Origin of the sequence: Burkholderia sp. KCJ3K979 (genome assembly GCF_016759955.1) — a bacterium.
Lineage (GTDB): Bacteria > Pseudomonadota > Gammaproteobacteria > Burkholderiales > Burkholderiaceae > Burkholderia > Burkholderia orbicola.
In genome coordinates, this window is record NZ_JACFYV010000014.1 from 1 (window position 1) to 17987 (window position 17987).

Below are 17987 nucleotides of genomic sequence, written 5' to 3' on the forward strand. Positions count from 1 at the left end.
CGCATCGATTACGAGCAGGGCAGGCTGAAGCTCGCCGACATGCTGGGCGGCGGCGTCGACCTGAGCGGCCTGCCGCTCGACCAGCCGTTGCCGTCATCGCTGCTGCCGGCGATCGACAGCGTGCACCGCCGGCGCGGACGCGTGGCGATCTTCGTCGGCTACGCGCGCCAGCGGCTGACGCTGCGCGAGCTGATCATCCGCGCGCAGGAGACCGGCCACTGGTTCGTCGCCGGCACGCCGGAGCAGCTCGCCGACGCGATCGAGACGCGTTATCGCGCGGGACTCGTCGACGTGCTGTCGCTGCACGGGCTCGGCCAGCCGGACCAGGAGGACCTGCTGCTCAACGGCTTGCTGCCCGAATTGCGGCGGCGCGATTTGCTCGATACCGACTATGTGGGCGGCGATTTCCGCGCGAATCTGGAACTGCCGGCGTTGCGGCGCGAGGCCGTGGCGGCGTGAGCGGATGACCCGCGTACCGGGCGAGGACGTTGGCCGGTGCGCGGTTCGGCGCATATCGCGCGATCAGATATCCATCGCAAAAATAACCATTTGGTACACGCTTCGGCGCGCATTACAGTCACGCCTCCTGCCGGCTGCCACGCCGGTCGTTCCGACGTTATTTCAGAAATGCGCCACATGAATCGTTTGATGCGTTCCAGGGTCCGCCGTGTCGCGGCCGCGCTGTTCGTGCTCGGCCTCGCGCCGGTTTCCCATGCGGCCCAGCCGACGTTGCGCGTCGGCATCGATGCCGAGTCGTACCCGCCGTTCTTTTCGAAGGACGCCGGCGGCAAGTGGAGGGGCTGGGAAATCGACGTGCTCGATGCCGCGTGCGGCAAGCTGAACGTACGGTGCGAGCTCACCGACATTGCGTGGGACGGCCTGATTCCGGCGTTGCAGAACCGCAAGATCGACGTGATCTGGTCGTCGATGACGATCACCGGCGAGCGGCAGAAAGCCATCGATTTCAGCCGTGCTTATTACGAATCGCCGACGGTGTTCGTCGGCGCGAAAAGCGACCGGCGCCGTGTCGACTGCGCGGTGCCCACGACCTTCAAGGGCAGCGTGATCGGCGTCGAGGCCGGCACGAACTTCTCGGCGTTCCTCGATGCCCGCTTCAAGCAGGACGCGCAGATCAAGGCGTTCGACAAGTTCGACAATGCGCTCGCGGATCTGGTGTCCGGCCGCGTCGACTACGTGCAGGAAGGCAAGGGACTGTTCACGGCGTTCCTCGCGTCGCGCGACGGCAAGGACTTCGAGGTCAAGGCCACGTGCGCGGACAATCCGGTGCTGGGCCTCGGCATCGGCGCGGGCGTGCGCCACGGCGATGCGCTGCGCGGCAAGCTGTCGACCGCGATCGCGCAATTGCAGCAGGACGGCACGTGGGATGCGATCACCGCCCGCTATCCGAACCTGAAGGGCACGATCGAGAAGGGTCGTTGAGCGCATGGCCGCGGACGATTCGCTGCTCGCGTTGCTCGCCTTCGGCGACGGCGGTTATGGCCGCGTGTTCGCGGGCGCGTTCGCGCTGACGTTCGGCGTCGCGGCCGCGTCGTTCTGCACCGGCGTGCTGCTCGGCATCGCCGGCGCGCTCGGCAAGCTGTCGCGATACGCGGCGCTCGTGTGGCTGGCGCGGCTCTACACGATGCTCGTGCGCGCGCTGCCGGAGCTGTTGTGCCTGCTGCTCGCGTTCTACGCGGTCGCACCGGCCATCGAGAACGCGCTGCGCGGCAGCGGCATCGTCTCCGGCGACTTCGCGTTCGATCCGTTCGTCGTCGCCGCGCTGTCGCTCGGTTTCATCCAGGGTGCGTATCTCACCGACATCTTCCGCGCGGCGCTCGCCAACGTGCCGGTGGGCCAGATCGAAGCCGCGCACGCGTACGGGATGACGCCGTGGCAGACGTTCGCGCGCATCCGGCTTCCGCCCGCGGCGCGGCTCGCGCTGCCGGGCGTCGGCAACGTGTGGCTGAACGCGACCAAGGACGCGTCGTTCATCAGCGTGCTCGGATCGTTCACGGATCTGCTGAAGGCGAGCCAGCTCGCGGCCGGTGCGACGCGGCACTACGTATTCTTCTATCTGGTCACGGCTGCGCTGTTCCTGCTGCTGAGCATCACGTCGACCGGCATTTTCGCGGCGCTCGAGCGGCATGCGAACCGCGGCACGAGGCGCGCGACGACATGATCTTCTCGCTGCCGTTCCTGCTCGACACGGTGATGCCGAAGCTGCTCGCCGCGGTGCCGACCACGCTCGCGCTGACGCTCGTATCGGGTGTGGCCAGCGTGCTGCTGGGCGTGCCGCTCGCGCTCGCGGCCGGTGCGCGCCATACGCCGCTGCGCTGGTCCGCGCGCGGCTGGCTGATGCTGATCCGCGGCACGCCGCTCCTGGTTCAGCTTTATCTGCTGTACTACGGATTCGGGCAGATCGTGCCGCGCGAATGGATGCGCGACAGCTGGGCGTCGCCGCTGCTGCGCGACGCGTTCTGGTACGCGATCGTCGCGCTGAGCGTGAACGAGAGCGCGTACGTCGCGACGATCCTGCGCGGCGCGATCGCCGGCGTGCCGGCCGGCGAGATCGAGGCCGGCCACGCCTACGGGATGACGCGCACGCAGGTGCTGCGCCGCATCGTCGGCCCGCGTGCGTGGCGGCTTGCGCTGCCCGCGCTCACCGGCGAGGCCATCCTGCTGCTGAAATCGACCGTCCTCGCGTCGACCGTGACCGTATTCGACGTGATGGGCACGGCCAATACGCTGCGCTTCGAGACGTTGCGCGTGTACGAACCGCTGGCCGGTGCGGCGATCGTCTATGTCGTGCTGGTCGCGCTGCTGACCATTCCCGCCGCCCGTCTCGAGCAGCGCATCAATCGCTACCTGACGCGCCAGCCCGACGAACGCGTGCCTGCCCGGCGCCGCCGCGCGTCGTCGGGCGCGTGGGCGGCACCCAACTGATTCCTGCCTTGGTACCGATTTCGACGATGTCCGATCCTCGCCCCTTGCTGTTTTCCCTGTATGAACAAGCCAGCGTCGGCTGCGGCGGCGCGCCGAGCCTGTGGACCCATCCGGCCGACGAACGGCTGCGCGCGAATACCCTTGCGTTCTGGTCGAACCTCGCGCGCACGGCCGAGCAGGCCGAGCTCGACATGCTGTTCTTCGCGGACGTGCTCGGCCTGTACGACGTCTATGGCGGATCGGCCGACGCGGCGGTGCAGTGGGCGGTCGAGGCGCCCGCGAACGACCCGATGATGCTGATCCCGGCGCTCGTTGCGCAGACCGAACGGCTCGCGTTCGGCGTGACGGCGAGCACGACCTACGAGCACCCGTTCGCGCTTGCGCGTCGCTTCAGCACGCTCGATCACCTGAGCAACGGCCGGATCGGCTGGAACATCGTGACGTCCTACCTGACGAGCGCGGCGCGCAACTTCGGGCTCGACCAGATGATCGGCCATGACGAACGCTACGCACGCGCCGAGGAATTTCTCGACGTCGTGTACAAGCTGTGGGAGGGAAGCTGGGCGGACGACGCGGTCGTCGCCGACAAGCACGCGCCGCGCTATGCGCGAGGCGAGCGCGTGCGGCCGATCGCGCACGAAGGCGCGCACTATCGCGTGCAGGGGCCGCACGTGTGCGCGCCGTCGCCGCAGCGCTCGCCCGTGCTGATCCAGGCCGGCTGGTCGGGGCGTGGGCGCGCGTTCGCGGCGAAGCACGCGGAGGTGGTGTTCGTCGCGAAATCGAATCCGCACGAGATTCGCACGGGCCTCGACGAGATTCGGCGGCTCGCGGCCGAACGCGGCCGCGCGGCGGACGACGTGAAGTCGCTGACGGTGCTGCGGATCGTCACGGCGCGCTCGTCGAGCGACGCGAAGGAGAAGTATCACTCGCTGCAGCAGCACTATCACCAGCACGCGCAACTCGTCAGCTATGCGGGCGACACCGGCATCGACATCGACCGCTATGCGGACGACGAACCGCTGACGACGCAGACGGAAGGGCTGACGTCCTACGTGGTGCGGCCGGACGGCAGCGGCAAGCCGCTCACCGCCGGCGACGTGCGGCGCAAGTTCGCGAGCGTCACGCGCGGCACCGACCTGATCCTCGTCGGCGCGCCGGACGAAGTCGCGGATCAGCTCGCCGAGCATGCGCGGCAGTCGACGACGAGCGGCTACATGCTCAATCCGCTGATCAGCCCGGGCACGCTCGACGATTTCGCCGAACTGATCGTGCCTGAGCTGAAGAAGCGCGGCCTGTACCGGACGTCGCCGGCGGGCGGCACCTTCCGTTCACGGCTGGGCGGCGGCGACCGCCTGCCGGACACGGCCTATGGCGCATCGTTCCGGTTTCCCGTGCCGGAAGCGGTCTGACCAGCCGATCAATGCCGAACGACTTTCATCGGAGTGGCGTGACATGATCGATGACGTACTGTTCCTGCCGCAACTGCATCGTGCCGACCGGGATCGTCCGGCATGAATAGCGCGACGAACGAAACCATGGAGGCGACGCGGCGCGAAGCTCGACCCCATCGATCGGCATCGCCGCCCGTCCTGAGCGTCACGGGCATCGCGAAACGCTTCGACGCGACCGTCGCGCTGGCGGCGCTCGACCTGTCGATCGGCGCCGGCGAAGTCGTCGCGCTGATGGGCGCGAACGGCGCGGGCAAGTCGACCTTCGTCAAGATCCTGAGCGGCGCGCTGCAAGCGGACGGCGGCACGCTGACGCTGCGCGGCGAACCGTATCGGCCGGCGTCGCCACACGTGGCCAAGCGGCTCGGCGTCGCGACCGTGCACCAGTCGGTGGCTGACGCCGTCGTGCCGACGCTGTCGATCGCCGACAACCTGCTGCTGGACCGGCTGTGCGACCCGGCCTCGCCGTGGCGCGCGCCGCCAGCCGCGCGGCGTGCCGCGGCGCGTTCGTTCGCCGCGCGGGTCGGGCTCGACGTCGATCTGGCGGCGCCGCTCGCCTCGCTGTCGCTGGCCGATCAGCAGCGCGTGACTCTGGCCCGTGCGCTGGCCGGCCAGCCGTCGTTGCTGATCCTCGACGAGCCGACCGCCAGCCTGTCGGCGGCGGAGGCCGAGCGACTGTTCGAGCTGGTGGATGCGTTGCGCCGCGATGGCGTCGCCATCCTGCTGGTGTCGCATCGGCTCGGCGATCTGCGTCGTATCGCGGATCGCGCGGCGATCGTCCGCGATGGCCGGATCGTCGCGGATCTGGCCGCGCCGATCGATTTCGACGCCGCGGTGGAAACGATGATCGGCCGGCCGTTGCCGCGTACGCGTGCGGTGGCGTCGGAGCGGGTCGCACCGGCCGAATCCGGGCCCGGATCAGGCTTCAGCGTGCGGCAGATCCGGTTGACGCCGACCAGCACGCCGTTCGACCTCGATGTCCGGCGCGGCGAGATCGTCGCGATCGCGGGCCCGGTCGGCGGCGGCAAGTCGCGCTTCGCGCGGACGATCTTCGGCGCGGTGCGGGCGGCCGCCGGCGAGATGACGCTCGATGGACGGCCGTGGCGGCCACGAACGCCCGCCGATGCGATTCGCGCCGGCGTATTCCTGGCCGGCGAGGATCGCTGGCGCACGTCACTGTTTCCCGACAGCGTCCCGTTCGCGTCGATCGCGGGCACCATCGGCTTTCCGTTCCTGTCGCGCTGGTTCGCGAGCGGCGCGGTGCACCGAACGCGCGAACGCACGGCGGCCGCCGCGGCGATCGCGCGGTTCGGGATTCGCTGCGAGGGGCCGGACGATCGCGTCGCGCACCTGTCCGGCGGCAACCAGCAGAAGGTCGTGCTCGCGCGCTGGCACGCCGAGTCGGCGCGGCTGTTGCTGCTCGACGAACCGTTCCAGGGCATCGATGCGGGCGCGCGCGCCGATATCGTCGATACGCTGCGGCGTCATGCGCATGAGCGCACGACGATCGTATTCGTCAGCGATCTCGAGGAAGCCGCCGAGATCGCCGATCGTATCGTGCGGTTCGATCGCGCGACGCTCGATGGCCTGTCTCCGACTTCCTCCATCGTGGGTGCCTGCTCATGAAACCCGTGACTTCTTCTTCCGCTGTGCGTCAAGCCGCATCCGTCGAACGGTCGTTGCGCCGCGGGCCGGCGCGCATCCGCGATGCGCTCGAGCGGACGGGCATCCTGCTCGTGCTGGCCGTTCTCGTGGTCGTGTTCGCGCTCAGGGAGCCTGCGTTCCTGAACCTCGACAATCTGTTCAGCATCCTCCAGGCGGTGTCGATCGTCGCGCTGCTCGGCATCGGCGTGACGGTCACGCTCGCGGCCGGCGGTTTCGACCTGTCGGTCGGCAGCGTGGCCGCGACCGCGCAGATGGCCGCGAGCTACGTGCTGGTCGTCTGGCACGGCAGCGCATGGGCGGCCGTGCTCGCCTGCGTCGTGCTCGGCGTGGCCGCCGGGTTGTTCAACGGCTTGCTGATCACGCGGTTGCGCGTGCCCGACCAGCTCGCGACGCTCGGCACGCTGTTCCTGCTGGCCGGCCTGCAGTTAATCCCGACCGGCGGCCGCTCGCTCGCGACCGGCTCCGTGCTGCCCGACGGCACGGACGCGACGGGCGTGTTCCCCGACGCGTTCCTCGCGCTCGGCCGGCTGCGCGTGTTCGACGTCGTACCGTTGCCGGTGCTGCTGCTCGCGGCGGTGACGGTGCTGGCCTGCGTCACGATGGAAGCGACGCGCTGGGGCCGCGTGATCTATGCGATCGGCGGCAACGAAACGGCTGCGCGATTGGCCGGTGCGCCGGCCGCGCGCTACCGCGTCGCCGCGTATGTCGTGTCGGGCGCGATCGCATCGCTGGGCGGCGTGCTGATCGCCGCGCGGGTCGGCCGCGGCGACGTCAGCGCGGGCCATTCGCTGCTGCTCGACGCGGTGGCCGCCGCGCTGATCGGTTACGCGGTGTGGGGCGCGAAGCGGCCCAACGTGTTCGGCACGGTCGTCGGCGCGGTGTTCGTCGGCGTGCTGCTCAACGGGCTCACGATGCTGAACGCTCCCTACTATATGCAGGATTTCATCAAGGGCGTGCTGCTCGTGCTGGCCCTCGCGTTCACGTTCGGCATCGGTCGCCGTGCGGATGCGCGGGCGTGACGGGTGAGGTCGCAAGCCTTGGTACAGGCACTGACTGGTTCGAATAACCCGAAGGCCTGACTGTTTGTTATCCAAAGTAATATCGATTGCCGAATCGGTCGGTTTGAGTTCGCGTGCCGTGCTGATAGATTGAGTCGATATCGTCCTGTACGGAGACAGACCCGCCATGCGCTCGTTGCTTCGCCGAAAGTCGCGCCTCGAACCGAAACTCGGTGCACTCGTATTGGGCGCCGCGCTCGCGCTCGGTGTGCCCGCGGCACACGCCGGCCCGCTCAAGGGCGCGCCCGCGCCGTTCGACAAGGGCGGCGTGAAGATCGCGCTCGTCAACTACCTGTCGACCGGCGATTTCTTCCAGGCCTACGAAGCCGGCGCGCAGAAGCAGGCACGCGCGCTCGGCATCGATCTGCGCATCTACGAAGGCCGGCAGGACGCGGCCGAGCAGCGCGAGCAGATTCAGCAGGCAATCAGCATCGGCGTGTCCGCGATCATCGTGAATCACGGCTTGCCGGAATCGCTGAAGGACGTCGTTCAGCGCGCGCTCGACAAAGGCATCAAGGTCGTCGCGTTCGACGTCGATCTCGCCAATCCGAAGGTGCCGCAGATCGAGCAGAACGATCGCGACCTCGCGAACCTGCTGCTCGATCAGGCCGTGAAGGACAACGGCGACGCGTTCTCTGCCGGGTACGTGTACGTGGCCGGATTCGCGCCGCTCGACCGGCGCGATGCCGCGTGGCGCGATTTCAAGCGCGCGCACCCGAAGGTGCAGGAAAAGGCGCGCTGGGGCACCGTCGACAATCCGATCGCGCAGTCGATCGCGAACCAGGCGGCCGCCGCGTACCGTGCGAATCCGGACATTCGCGTCGTGTTCGCCCCGTACGACGAGTTCGCGCGCGGCGCGAAGCTCGCGGCCGACGAGGCCAGGCTCTCGTCGAAAATTCGCATTTACAGCGCGGACGTGTCGACGGCCGACATCGCGGCCATCCGCGCGCCGAACAGCGCGTGGGTCGCGACGGCCGCGACCAATCCGGCGGTCGTCGGCGCGGTGTCGGTGCGGGCTGCGGCGTTGCTGGTCGCCGGGCAAAACCCGGGCGCGCGCATCGCGGTCAAGCCGACGCTGATCACGCGCGACGACCTCGTGAAGAACGACATTCGTACCGTGGCCGAACTCGGCGCGAAGTTTCCGGCGTTTCGCGCGAGCGACGCGGCGACGGCCGCGTGGATTCCGGCGCTCGACTGATCGCGCTGGCACGCAGCGAACCGATCGGTCGCCTGCGTGCCGCCTACCCATGACTCGACCATGACGACCCTGAACGACTATCTCGCGCAAAAGCGCGATGCGTGGCACGCGAAGCAGCAGGCCGCCCGCAACGATCCCGATTTCAAGGCGACGCCGCTGAAGGCGACCGTGCGCGCGCTTGGCCGCAGCGGCGTGCGCGAGATCCGGATTCGCGATTTCCAGGTGATCAGCGACAGCCCGGCCGATTTCGCGGGCTACAACCTCGGGCCCGCATCGCCGGAGTTGCAGCTCGGCGTGCTCGGCAGTTGCCTCACGCACATCACGTTGATCCAGGCCGCGGAGCGGGGGCTGAAGATCGACGCGATCGAAGTCGAAGTCACCGGCGACCAGCATCCGCTCGCGCAGCAGCCGGGGTTCGAGCATGTGCCGGTATTCCCGCACAACCTCCGCTATACGCTGGACATCGTGTCGCCGGAGTCGGCGGAGGCCATTCGTGCATTGCATCAGGCGGTGGAGGAGGTGTGCCCGATCTTCAACCTGCTGCGGCTGCCGCAGCACATCGACGGGGAATTGCGGCATACCGGCGGGTGATACGCCGACGCGTTGTCGCACGGTCGAGTTTTGAATTGAAATCGATCCATTGTGATAAGAATACTTATCCCGATGGTCGTGATGCGAAAGCGTGGCGTTGACGGATTCGCACCATCGCGCGCCCGGGGAGGGCGGTCACGACGCTAGTTTCCCGGTTCCTTCGTCACGTCATGACGATAGGCGCGCGGCGAGCAGCCCACGATGCGTTTGAACGCGTGGCCGAACGCGCTATCCGAGTCGTAGCCGAGCCGCTGCGCGATCGCCGAGATCGACGCATTCGAGCGGCGCAGTTCGCGCATCGCCAGCTGTATCCGCCACCTCAGCACGTATTCGAGTGGCCCGAACCCCAGCCGCCGCTTGAAATGCAGCGCGAACGTCGAACGCGACACGTGGCAGCAGGCCGCCAGCGCGTCGACGGTCCAGCGCCGTTCGGGCGCCGCGTGAATCGCGGCCAGCGCCGCGCTGACCCGCGCATCCGCGAACCCGGCCAGCCACCCGACATCGCCGTTCGCGCCGGCGTCCACGTAGCGCCGCAGGATCTGCACCAGCATCATGTGTCCGAGATGTCGAACCATCAGCGACCCGCCCGGCGACGACGCGCCGAATTCCCGTGCGAGCTGCTGCAGCGACCAGCGCAGCACCGCCGCCGGTTCGGAATCGCCGCTCACGATCACCACGGGTGGCAGGCTGCCGAGCAGCAGCGGCATGCGTTCCTCGTACGCGAAGCGGCCGCCGATCAGAAAGCAGTCGGCCGGCTCGCCGTAGTGCGCGACACCGCGTTCGAGATGCCGGTACACGTCGGCCGCAGGCACCGGCGCGACCGACGGATCGCTCGCCAGCGAAAATGCCCGTGGCGCGGCGAGCAGGAAGCAGTCTCCCGTGCGCAGCCGAACGGGCGGCCCCGCACCGTCGACGGTCAGCCAGCAGCTGCCTTCGACCACCGCGTTGAACTTGATTCCGTCGGGCGGGGGAAGGTCGACCGCCCACGGGCCGCCGGCGCGCAGGCCGGTGAAAAACGAGTCGCGCGTTTCCAGCAGCGACAGCACTTCCGATAGCGGGTCCACGCGCATTCCCCGGACGATCTCGACGAAAAACCGGATTCTATTGCATTCACAGTCCGGATGCGCCGCTGGAGAATGCGTTCGTGCAGTAACGCGGCCGATGGGCGGCTGCGTGCTTCGCGCACCGTTTCTGGAGCTTTCGATGACGAGCAGGCAGCATCCCCTTCATTCCGGATTCGACGCCGCCTCGACGGCGAGCGACGTCCTGGCCGGCCTCGACCTGCACGGCAAGACCGCGGTCGTCACCGGCGGCCATTCGGGTCTCGGCGTCGAAACCACGCGGGCGCTGGCGCAGGCCGGTGCGCACGTCGTCGTCGGCGCACGGAGCGTCGCGGCCGCGCGCGAGGCGACGCACGACATCGCCGGCGTGGAGATCGCGGCGCTCGAACTTGCCGACGCCGCGAGCGTGGCCGCATTCGCCGCGCGGTTCGTCGATGCGGGACGCCACGTGCATATCGTCATCAACAGCGCGGGCATCATGGCGTGCCCGGAGACTCGCTTGGGCGACGGTCGGGAAGCGCAGCTGGCCGTCAATCACCTCGGTCACTACGCGCTCGTCAACCGGCTGTGGCCCGTGCTCGCGCATGGCGGCGGCGCCCGCGTGGTGGCGGTGTCGTCGCTCGGGCACCGGCTGTCGTCGATCCGCTGGGACGATATCGATTTCGCGCGTGGTTACGACAAATGGCTCGCGTACGGGCAGTCGAAAACCGCCAATGCGTTGTTCGCGGTACAGCTCGACGTGCTCGGTGCGCCGTACGGCGTTCGCGCGTATTCGCTGCATCCGGGCAAGATCGCGACGCCGCTGCAGCGTCATTTGACGCGCGAGGAAATGATGGCGCAGGGCTGGGTCGACGAACACGGCGTGCCGATCGATCCGACGTTCAAGACGCCCGCGCAGGGAGCGGCAACCCAGGTATGGGCGGCGACGTCGCCGCGTCTGGCCGATCTCGGCGGCGTCTATTGCGAGGATTGCGACGTCGCGACGGTGACGCGCGGCAATGAGGAGTCGGGCGTGCGGCCGCATGCGATCGATCCGGAGGACGCGGCGCGGCTGTGGGCGTGGTCCGCGGCAGCGACGGGCGTCGATGCGTTTGCGGCGCGGGGCTGACGCCCAGGCATTCGCCAGGCCGGGCGCCGCGCGGGTATCGGCGGCGGTTCGATACTCGCGCGCGGCAAGCTAGCCGCGCGCCTGCCGCAGCGCGCCCCCCATCTCCGCGATCGGCATCGCGACGATTGAATTCAGCAACCGCATTTCCCCGGCGTCCGGATGCGCGATGTTTCGCACTTCATCGAGCGTCTGCTCGACGTGACGATCGAGCGGCTCGAGAAAGCGCTGCAGTTCGCTGGCGGCCGCTTTCTCCCTGAGCCCGAGCGCCTGACCGAACGCGACCAGCGCATTCGCGTCGATATCGGCGAACCGCGTCGCATGCCCGAGCGGCATCGTCAGCTCGCAGTGCGGCCAGTGCTCGCCGCGATGGTCGGGCCGGTGCGTCGGCGTGTGATACACGACCGTGCTGATGATGTCGTAGAACGGCGCGAGCCGGTAGCCGCGCGCGTCGACGAAGAACGACAGGTTCTTCAGGTGCGCATCGGCATTGCCGACCACCACGTTGAACACAGTCCAGCGGAACACCGACAGGCGTGTCAGTGCGCGCGTGCTGGTGCGGTCGATCGCGCGGGCGAGCTCCTGCGCATTCGCCCGCTGGTACTTGAAACCGCGGTCGTAGTTGAGCAACTGCATCGCGTCGATCGTATGCACGCGCCCGGCCGGTTCGGACGCGATGTCGCGGTCGAACCGGTCGATCACGTAGCAGGCGGACGGCGCGCGCAGGAAATGCACGTCCGGCACGTCGAGCCCCATCTTCTTCGCGAGCTGCATGCAGAAGAACTCGTTGATCGCCGAATGCGGATAGCCGGCCGCGCGCATGTCGGGTTTGAGCAGGTGCATCGACGGTTCGCTGCCGACCGGCTCGAACAGCGCGTAGTCGGGCGCATCGCCGCGCAACACCAGCAGCAGCTTCTGCTGCGCGCCGGCCGCCGACATGCGCTTGGGCGCGGTGGCGGTCAGCGCGCGCTCGGGCATCGCCAGGATCCGGCGCTCGAGTTCGTCGAGCGACAGCGGCTGCAGGCCGCCGGGCGTTTCCTGCTCGCCATCGGCCAGCAGCGTCAGCGCGCCGGCCGATTCGCGGCCGAAGTATGCGAGCAGGCCCCACGCGTCGGCCGCATCGACCTTCGCCTCGCGCGCGAGCGACGTGCGCATGCCCTCCTCGGGCAGCAGGTTGTCGAAGAACCACTGGACCGGGCGATCGGTCGATGTGTCGGTGAACACGCCCGCGCGCAGCGGAAACGCCGGCGACAGCGGATATGCGACGGGTGACGCGAGCCATTGCGGGTCGTACGCGAACGACCAGATCCCCTTGTCGTCTGTCAGCGTGCCCATGCGCACGCCGTTCGCGGATGCGATCAGCGTTCTAGCCGCCATGGCTGCTCCTGCGGCGTTGCGCGGCCTTCAGCGCGGTGGCTTCGGAGATCTCGATCGACGACTCGGCATACAGCCGCACGCCCAGTTCGCCCAGCAGCAGCATGACCTTGCCGATTTGGGCGGTCGGCTTGCCGGCTTCCACCTGGCTGATGAATTTCGGCGACAGCCCGGTCGCGTTCGCGAGTTCGTCCCGGGTGAACCCTTGCTGGATTCGCGCGGCGCGAATGAAGTGGGCGAGCGCGCCGATCGTGTCGACGGATTGGGACTCCGACATAACGTTCTCCGTGCTTCGTATCTGATCGGGAACAGTATTGCATACCTCATCGGATTCGGCAGCAATTCGTATTCGTACGGGAACGAACGGCGGATCCCGCAAGCTGTAATCTTTATTTCGTTCCCGATCGGGAGCGGATCGCCGAGAAAGGCGTGCTGTGACGATGTTCGTATCCGATCGGATACGGAGAAGGCGGAGACCGTGGCACCTTTGCACGCGCCCCACCGGCCACGCCGACGACGGCGCCCGCTGGATGTCCGCCTCGGCAGTCAGTCCGCGGCCGTTCCGCGCGCCGAGCGACGATCCTCGATCGTTCCGCGAACAGATTCGGCCCGAACCTTTCGCCACCGCGGCACGCTGTCCGCGGAACGCCCCTTTCTACAATTTCCCCGACACGCTACACGCGCCGTCGCACCCGGAAAGCAGGCCCGATCCTTGCGGCCGGCAAGCGTCGGCGGCGGCGTTCGCGCCCCGACACATGACACATGACGATTTGCATGGGAGGGCGTATGGAACCGATGCCGGTCGTACTGCAGTGGCACGACGTGCTCGCCAGGATCGCGCTTGCGCTGGTCGCGGGCGGGCTGATCGGCGTCGACCGCAGCGAATCCGGCAAGACGGCCGGCCTGCGCACGACGATCCTCGTCTGTCTCGCCGCATGCCTGTCGATGCTGCAGGTCAATGCGCTGCTGCTGCAGGCGGGAAAACCGGAGGGCGCGTTCTCGGTGCTCGACCTGATGCGGCTGCCGCTCGGCATCCTGACCGGGATGGGCTTCATCGGCGGCGGCGCGATCCTGCATCGCGACGGCCTCGTGTCGGGCGTCACCACGGCCGCGACGCTATGGTTCGTGACGGTCATCGGGCTGTGCATCGGCGGCGGCCAGTTGTCGCTCGGCGTGCTCGGGCTGGCGCTCGCGCTGCTGGTCGTCTGGCCGCTGCGGTTCGTCGAGCGGCGCTTGCGGGGTGTCAGGACCGCGCTCGTCACGGTCGAATATCCGCTGGGCTCGGCTGCGCGCGAGCAACTGGCCGCGAAGCTGCGCGATGCGGGTTTCACCTGCCGGACGAAAAGCTTTTGCGAAACGGCCGCCCGGGCGGTGCGCGAGGAAGAACTGTTCGTGCAGTGGCGCGAAGCGATCGGCGCCGACGTGATGCTGAAGCAACTGATGCGGATCGTCGAATCGGCCGACCTGACGTCGGTCCGCTGCTCGACGGAGAACTGACCGGCCCGACGGCCGGAACGCGCGATGCTCGTGCAGCAAGCCGCCGTGGGCGGTTGATCAAGGAGCGAAACATGACATGTGTATCGGAAGTAATGACACGCGACGCCGCGACCATCGGGCCGACGCAGAGCCTGCGCGAGGCGGCCCGGTTGATGAACGACCTGAACGTCGGCGCGCTGCCCGTATGCGACGGCACGCGCCTGATCGGCATGCTGACGGACCGCGACATCGTCGTGCGTGCGGTGTCGATGGGCGTGCCGCCGGACGAGGCGGTCGAAGGTGTCGTCAGCGGGCCCGCGAACTGGTGTTACGAGGACGACGACATTTCGGTGGTGCAAAAGAAGATGGAGGACGCGCAGATCCGCCGCGTGCCGGTGGTCGACCGGCAGAAGCGGCTGGTCGGCATCGTCGCGCTGGGTGATCTGGCGAGCGCCGCGGACGGCGCGATGTCGTCGACGCTCGGCGCGGTGTCGGCGCCGTCGCGCCCGGATCGGTGATCGCCATGGCAGACACGGAGAACGACATGAACGAAAACAGGGAAACGCAGATCCGCGAGCGCGCGTACCGGCTGTGGCAGGCGGACGGCGCGCCGGACGGCAGGGCCGACGAATACTGGCAGCGTGCCGAGCAGCAGCTCGACGCCGAGGGCAGTATCGCAGTGGACGAGCCCGCCGGGCAGACAGAAGAAGTGCCGGCCGATCAGTCCGCGAAGCGGCGCATTCCGGGCGAGCCGCTGCAGGACACCGATGCCATACCGACCGATGAGGTCGCGCACGAAAGGCGGCGCACGCGGTGAAACGCGGTGCGCGGCGAGCCGGCAAGGAGGACGAAGATGACGGCGCACGCAGGAGAAAAGGCGGAAAAGACCGGTGACTTTCGATGCGAGAAATGCCATCGGTCGACGCACGTGCAGGCGGGACACCCGATCCCGAAGTGCCCGCATTGCGGTAACGGCACGTATGGCGAGCGTACGCGCGAGCCGGGCAACAAGCAGTAGGGGCGCCGTCGCACGTCGCATCGTACGACGCGACGTGCGCGATCGGGCCGCAGCGTGCACTGCGGCGGCGCGATCGGCTAACCGTCCTCGCCCACTTCGGTCGGGTCCGGCAAGTCGGGCAGGTCGTCGTGGCGCCCGTCGTCGGGCTCGGGCGGCGGAATATCCGGCGTGTCGGTCATCTCGTCGTCGTTCGGTGTCGCGTTTGTCGTGTGCGTCGCGCTCATGATCGTCCTCCTCGGTGTCGACAGGGCACCGGCGCGCAGCCGGCATGTCGCTTTCGAGCATTGCGCGTGCCGGGTTGCGTTTCGTATCGGCGCTGCCACTCGCGTTGCGCAGGCTGCGCCGTATGACGCGCCGCTTGTAATTTCTTTAGCGGATTCATTCGCTCGCGGTGAGGCGGGGCAGCCTGATGACGGCATGTCGTTTGCTGGAAGCGTTGCGGGCCGCGGCACTGCCCATTGAGGCGCGGTGCGGCGCAACGCAGTCCCCATCCGGACAGGGAGAAATTCATGACCCAGGGCAGTCAACGACAGGACCCCGCGTCGCCCGACGCGGCGCGCGAGACGGCCGACACGCCGGAGCGGCGTAACCCGACCCGTGGCGGCGAACCGACCGCGCGCCCCGGCCATGCGCCCGGCGGCGGCGAACTCGACACGATTCCCGACGATCAGGCGCGCAAGGTGGTGCCGGACGACCCGCGCCAGACCGAGGCGCACGATCCGGCCGGCAAGCCGTGGCCGGACGAGCACGACGCGCCCGACGATTCGGGCAACCGGCCGCGGCCGCTGTAGCGCACCGGAGCGGGGGCGCCGGCCGAATCGTCACGCGTCGTTCCGTTCCGCCATCCACGCACCGGAGTCCATCATGTCATCAGACGAAGTTTCCGAGTCGCGCCGCAAATGGGTGCAAGGCACGACGGCCGGACTGGTCGCGAGCGTCGCCCTGCCGACGCTCGCGCAGACGGGCGGCGGCGCGCCCGACGCCGGCGATACGGCGCCGCGCGATCCGCGCACGCTTTATCCGCATGCGCCGTTTCCGCAACAGCAGCAGCCCTGGCCGGGCCTCGCGGGCCGCATGACGCCGCGCCCCGATCACGGCGAGCGCAGTTATCGCGGCAGCGGCCGGCTCGACGGCCGCAAGGCGCTGATCACCGGCGGCGACTCGGGCATCGGCCGCGCGGTGGCGATTGCCTGTGCCCGAGAAGGCGCGGACGTCGCGATCGTCTATCTGCCCGACGAGGAGCCCGATGCGCGCGAAGTCGTGGACCTGATCCGCGGCGCGGGACGCAAGGCGGTGCCGCTGCCGGTCGACATTCGCAGCGAAGGCGCGTGCAACGGCCTCGTCGAACGGGCGGTCGCCGCGCTCGGCGGGCTCGACATTCTGGTGAACAACGCGGGCCGCCAGCAGAGCCACGAATCGATCCTCGACATCAGCACGGAGCAGTTCGACTGGACGCTGCGCACCAACCTTTACGCGATGTTCTGGATCACGCGGGCCGCCATTCCACACATGCCGCCCGGTTCGGCGATCGTCAACACGACGTCGGTCAATGCGTACGACCCGTCGGCGAACCTGCTGGACTACGCGATGACGAAAGCGGCGATCGCGAATTTCACGAAGGGGCTCGCGAAGCAGATGATCAAGCGCGGCATCCGCGTCAACGGCGTCGCGCCGGGGCCGTTCTGGACGCCGTTGCAGGTCAGCGGCGGGCAGACCACGCACAACGTGGAGACGTTCGGCGAACAGGTGCCGATGGGGCGGCCGGGGCAACCGGCCGAGATCGCATCGATCTACGTCGAGCTGCTTTCGTCGCGCTCGAGCTACGTGACCGGGCAGATCTATGGCGCGTCGGGTGGGGCGGGGCAGCCTTAGTCGGCTGTGCGGTGCAGGCCGACGCGGCTGTATGCGGCCGGCGCCACCGGTCATCGACACTGCTTGGGCGATTCCGCCCCCAAATCGGCGCCGTATGCGCGAGCAGCGATCTTTATCACCGCAGCAGATAAACGTATCCGAATCGCTTCGTTGACGCAGTCCGGCACGGCCTCGTAGATTCGCGTTTTGACCGAATCAGGGGCCGTGCCGTGACGACTACCGCCATCCGCGACGCCGCAACGCTTTCCGCCGGGCATCCCGCCTTGCGGCCGGACGGCGCGGCGCAGCATTTCGACATCGTGCCGTTCGACGCGCCGCTCGGCGCCGAGGTGATCGGCCTGAACCTGTCGCAACCGCTTGGCGCCGACGATTTCGCGCGCATCCATCGCGCGCACCTCGATCACCACGTGCTGGTGTTTCGCGACCAGCGCATCACGCCGGACGAGCACATCGCGTTCAGCCGCCGCTTCGGCCCGCTGCAGATTCACGTGCTGCACCAGTTCGCGCTGGCCGGCCACCCGGAAGTGCTGATCGTGTCGAACATCGTCGAGAACGGCAAACCGGTCGGGCTCGGCGACGCCGGCCATTTCTGGCATTCCGACCTGTCGTACAAGGAAAAACCGAGCCTCGGCTCGCTGCTGCACGCGCAGGAACTGCCGGCGGAAGGCGGCGACACGCTGTTCGCGAACATGCATCTCGCGTGGGACACGCTGCCCGCGCACCTGCGCCGCGCGGTCGAAGGGCGGCGCGCAGAACATACGTATCTCGCGCGCTATGCGGAACTGCAGGCGCGCAGCCCGTGGCGGCCGAACCTGTCGCCCGAGCAGATCGCGCAGGTCGCGGCGGTCGTGCATCCGATCGTGCGCACCCATCCGGAAACCGGCCGCAAGGCGCTGTTCGTCAGCGAGCATTTCACGACGCGCATCGTCGGGCTGCCCGACGACGAAAGCCGCGCGCTGCTCGACGAACTGTTCGCGCACAGCGTGCGCGCCGAGCACCTGTATCGGCACGCATGGCGCGACCACGATCTGGTGTTCTGGGACAACCGTTCGCTGATGCATCTCGCCGCCGGCACGCCCGACCATCTGCGCCGCAAGCTGTACCGTACGACGATCGAAGGCGACGCGCCTTTCTGAGCCGCGCGCCGCGTCATTCATTTCCGCTTTTTCCTGACCGGA

20 protein-coding genes and 1 pseudogene are annotated in these 17987 nt (G+C 68.4%); 17 read left to right on the plus strand and 4 right to left on the minus strand.

Annotated elements, in window-relative coordinates; all coding sequences use genetic code 11:
* The 9 genes and pseudogenes from H3O04_RS05505 to H3O04_RS05545 all read left to right on the plus strand — a co-directional run.
* Positions 1-459 (plus strand): annotated as a pseudogene (locus H3O04_RS05505) (LLM class flavin-dependent oxidoreductase); the annotation flags it as partial.
* 177 nt (positions 460-636) lie between these two features.
* The gene (locus H3O04_RS05510; protein WP_202587286.1) at positions 637-1440 is read left to right on the plus strand and encodes a transporter substrate-binding domain-containing protein; all 804 of its coding nucleotides are present in this window, start codon (positions 637-639) and stop codon (positions 1438-1440) included.
* Positions 1441-1444: 4 nt separating this feature from the next.
* Positions 1445-2179 (plus strand): ABC transporter permease, encoded by a 735-nt coding sequence (locus tag H3O04_RS05515; RefSeq protein ID WP_202587287.1) that lies wholly within the window; start codon positions 1445-1447, stop codon positions 2177-2179.
* Positions 2176-2943 (plus strand): ABC transporter permease, encoded by a 768-nt coding sequence (locus H3O04_RS05520; protein ID WP_202587288.1) that lies wholly within the window; start codon positions 2176-2178, stop codon positions 2941-2943. Before H3O04_RS05515 ends, H3O04_RS05520 begins: the two co-directional genes overlap by 4 nt.
* Positions 2944-2969: 26 nt before the next feature.
* Positions 2970-4352, plus strand: a complete 1383-nt coding sequence (locus H3O04_RS05525; RefSeq protein WP_011545468.1) for an LLM class flavin-dependent oxidoreductase — start codon at positions 2970-2972, stop codon at positions 4350-4352.
* A gap of 102 nt (positions 4353-4454) precedes the next feature.
* The gene (locus H3O04_RS05530) at positions 4455-6017 is read left to right on the plus strand and encodes a sugar ABC transporter ATP-binding protein (RefSeq protein WP_202587289.1); all 1563 of its coding nucleotides are present in this window, start codon (positions 4455-4457) and stop codon (positions 6015-6017) included.
* On the plus strand, positions 6014-7075 hold the full coding sequence (locus H3O04_RS05535; RefSeq protein WP_202587290.1) for an ABC transporter permease: 1062 nt from the start codon (positions 6014-6016) through the stop codon (positions 7073-7075). The genes H3O04_RS05530 and H3O04_RS05535 overlap by 4 nt, the downstream gene beginning before the upstream one ends.
* 166 nt (positions 7076-7241) lie before the next feature.
* Positions 7242-8312, plus strand: coding sequence for a substrate-binding domain-containing protein (locus tag H3O04_RS05540; protein ID WP_202587291.1), 1071 nt, complete (start codon positions 7242-7244; stop codon positions 8310-8312).
* A 60-nt stretch (positions 8313-8372) separates the two neighbouring features.
* A complete protein-coding gene (locus H3O04_RS05545; protein ID WP_202587292.1) occupies positions 8373-8903 on the plus strand; it encodes an OsmC family protein in 531 nt (176 codons plus the stop codon).
* Positions 8904-9046: 143 nt separating this feature from the next.
* Here the strand turns inward: H3O04_RS05545 and H3O04_RS05550 are convergent, their stop codons facing one another.
* Positions 9047-9967, minus strand: a complete 921-nt coding sequence (locus H3O04_RS05550; protein WP_023476599.1) for an AraC family transcriptional regulator — start codon at positions 9965-9967, stop codon at positions 9047-9049.
* Positions 9968-10106: 139 nt separating this feature from the next.
* On the opposite strand from H3O04_RS05550, the gene H3O04_RS05555 reads away from it, so the two are divergent.
* Complete coding sequence (locus H3O04_RS05555; protein ID WP_202587293.1) at positions 10107-11072, plus strand: SDR family NAD(P)-dependent oxidoreductase; 966 nt, start codon at positions 10107-10109, stop codon at positions 11070-11072.
* 69 nt (positions 11073-11141) lie between these two features.
* Here the strand turns inward: H3O04_RS05555 and H3O04_RS05560 are convergent, their stop codons facing one another.
* Complete coding sequence (locus tag H3O04_RS05560; protein ID WP_202587294.1) at positions 11142-12446, minus strand: HipA domain-containing protein; 1305 nt, start codon at positions 12444-12446, stop codon at positions 11142-11144.
* Positions 12436-12720: a helix-turn-helix domain-containing protein gene (locus H3O04_RS05565; protein ID WP_011545460.1), complete on the minus strand. Its 285-nt coding sequence runs from the start codon at positions 12718-12720 to the stop codon at positions 12436-12438. The genes H3O04_RS05560 and H3O04_RS05565 overlap by 11 nt, the downstream gene beginning before the upstream one ends.
* A 509-nt stretch (positions 12721-13229) precedes the next feature.
* Here H3O04_RS05565 and H3O04_RS05570 point away from each other — a divergent pair.
* From H3O04_RS05570 to H3O04_RS05585, 4 genes are all read left to right on the plus strand, one after another.
* Positions 13230-13940, plus strand: a complete 711-nt coding sequence (locus H3O04_RS05570; protein ID WP_077179803.1) for an MgtC/SapB family protein — start codon at positions 13230-13232, stop codon at positions 13938-13940.
* Between the two features lie 71 nt (positions 13941-14011).
* A complete protein-coding gene (locus tag H3O04_RS05575) occupies positions 14012-14437 on the plus strand; it encodes a CBS domain-containing protein (protein ID WP_202587295.1) in 426 nt (141 codons plus the stop codon).
* A 26-nt stretch (positions 14438-14463) separates the two neighbouring features.
* Positions 14464-14736, plus strand: a complete 273-nt coding sequence (locus tag H3O04_RS05580) for a DUF2934 domain-containing protein (RefSeq protein ID WP_202587296.1) — start codon at positions 14464-14466, stop codon at positions 14734-14736.
* Between the two features lie 36 nt (positions 14737-14772).
* Entirely contained in the window at positions 14773-14937 is a 165-nt protein-coding gene (locus H3O04_RS05585) for a zinc ribbon-containing protein (protein ID WP_023476606.1), read from the plus strand.
* Positions 14938-15014: 77 nt separating this feature from the next.
* On the opposite strand, the gene H3O04_RS05590 is transcribed toward H3O04_RS05585, so the two are convergent.
* Positions 15015-15161 carry a hypothetical protein gene (locus H3O04_RS05590; protein WP_023476607.1) on the minus strand — a complete coding sequence of 49 codons (147 nt, stop codon included), beginning with the start codon at positions 15159-15161 and terminating at the stop codon, positions 15015-15017.
* A gap of 285 nt (positions 15162-15446) precedes the next feature.
* On the opposite strand from H3O04_RS05590, the gene H3O04_RS05595 reads away from it, so the two are divergent.
* The 3 genes from H3O04_RS05595 (at position 15447) to H3O04_RS05605 (ending at position 17945) form a co-directional block, all read left to right on the plus strand.
* Positions 15447-15728, plus strand: coding sequence for a hypothetical protein (locus H3O04_RS05595; protein ID WP_202587297.1), 282 nt, complete (start codon positions 15447-15449; stop codon positions 15726-15728).
* Between the two features lie 73 nt (positions 15729-15801).
* Positions 15802-16809: an SDR family oxidoreductase gene (locus H3O04_RS05600; RefSeq protein WP_027810850.1), complete on the plus strand. Its 1008-nt coding sequence runs from the start codon at positions 15802-15804 to the stop codon at positions 16807-16809.
* A 209-nt stretch (positions 16810-17018) separates the two neighbouring features.
* On the plus strand, positions 17019-17945 hold the full coding sequence (locus H3O04_RS05605) for a TauD/TfdA dioxygenase family protein (protein ID WP_006481267.1): 927 nt from the start codon (positions 17019-17021) through the stop codon (positions 17943-17945).
* Positions 17946-17987 lie beyond the last annotated feature (42 nt).

Bases quoted from the DNA above. Each gene is read 5' to 3' on its own strand.
- H3O04_RS05510 (WP_202587286.1), top strand. From the start codon at position 637: ATGAATCGTTTGATGCGTTCCAGGGTCCGCCGTGTCGCGGCCGCGCTG.
- H3O04_RS05515 (WP_202587287.1), top strand. From the start codon at position 1,445: ATGGCCGCGGACGATTCGCTGCTCGCGTTGCTCGCCTTCGGCGACGGC.
- H3O04_RS05520 (WP_202587288.1), top strand. From the start codon at position 2,176: ATGATCTTCTCGCTGCCGTTCCTGCTCGACACGGTGATGCCGAAGCTG.
- H3O04_RS05525 (WP_011545468.1), top strand. From the start codon at position 2,970: ATGTCCGATCCTCGCCCCTTGCTGTTTTCCCTGTATGAACAAGCCAGC.
- H3O04_RS05530 (WP_202587289.1), top strand. From the start codon at position 4,455: ATGAATAGCGCGACGAACGAAACCATGGAGGCGACGCGGCGCGAAGCT.
- H3O04_RS05535 (WP_202587290.1), top strand. From the start codon at position 6,014: ATGAAACCCGTGACTTCTTCTTCCGCTGTGCGTCAAGCCGCATCCGTC.
- H3O04_RS05540 (WP_202587291.1), top strand. From the start codon at position 7,242: ATGCGCTCGTTGCTTCGCCGAAAGTCGCGCCTCGAACCGAAACTCGGT.
- H3O04_RS05545 (WP_202587292.1), top strand. From the start codon at position 8,373: ATGACGACCCTGAACGACTATCTCGCGCAAAAGCGCGATGCGTGGCAC.
- H3O04_RS05555 (WP_202587293.1), top strand. From the start codon at position 10,107: ATGACGAGCAGGCAGCATCCCCTTCATTCCGGATTCGACGCCGCCTCG.
- H3O04_RS05560 (WP_202587294.1), bottom strand. From the start codon at position 12,446: ATGGCGGCTAGAACGCTGATCGCATCCGCGAACGGCGTGCGCATGGGC.
- H3O04_RS05565 (WP_011545460.1), bottom strand. From the start codon at position 12,720: ATGTCGGAGTCCCAATCCGTCGACACGATCGGCGCGCTCGCCCACTTC.
- H3O04_RS05570 (WP_077179803.1), top strand. From the start codon at position 13,230: ATGGAACCGATGCCGGTCGTACTGCAGTGGCACGACGTGCTCGCCAGG.
- H3O04_RS05575 (WP_202587295.1), top strand. From the start codon at position 14,012: ATGACATGTGTATCGGAAGTAATGACACGCGACGCCGCGACCATCGGG.
- H3O04_RS05580 (WP_202587296.1), top strand. From the start codon at position 14,464: ATGAACGAAAACAGGGAAACGCAGATCCGCGAGCGCGCGTACCGGCTG.
- H3O04_RS05585 (WP_023476606.1), top strand. From the start codon at position 14,773: ATGACGGCGCACGCAGGAGAAAAGGCGGAAAAGACCGGTGACTTTCGA.
- H3O04_RS05590 (WP_023476607.1), bottom strand. From the start codon at position 15,161: ATGAGCGCGACGCACACGACAAACGCGACACCGAACGACGACGAGATG.
- H3O04_RS05595 (WP_202587297.1), top strand. From the start codon at position 15,447: ATGACCCAGGGCAGTCAACGACAGGACCCCGCGTCGCCCGACGCGGCG.
- H3O04_RS05600 (WP_027810850.1), top strand. From the start codon at position 15,802: ATGTCATCAGACGAAGTTTCCGAGTCGCGCCGCAAATGGGTGCAAGGC.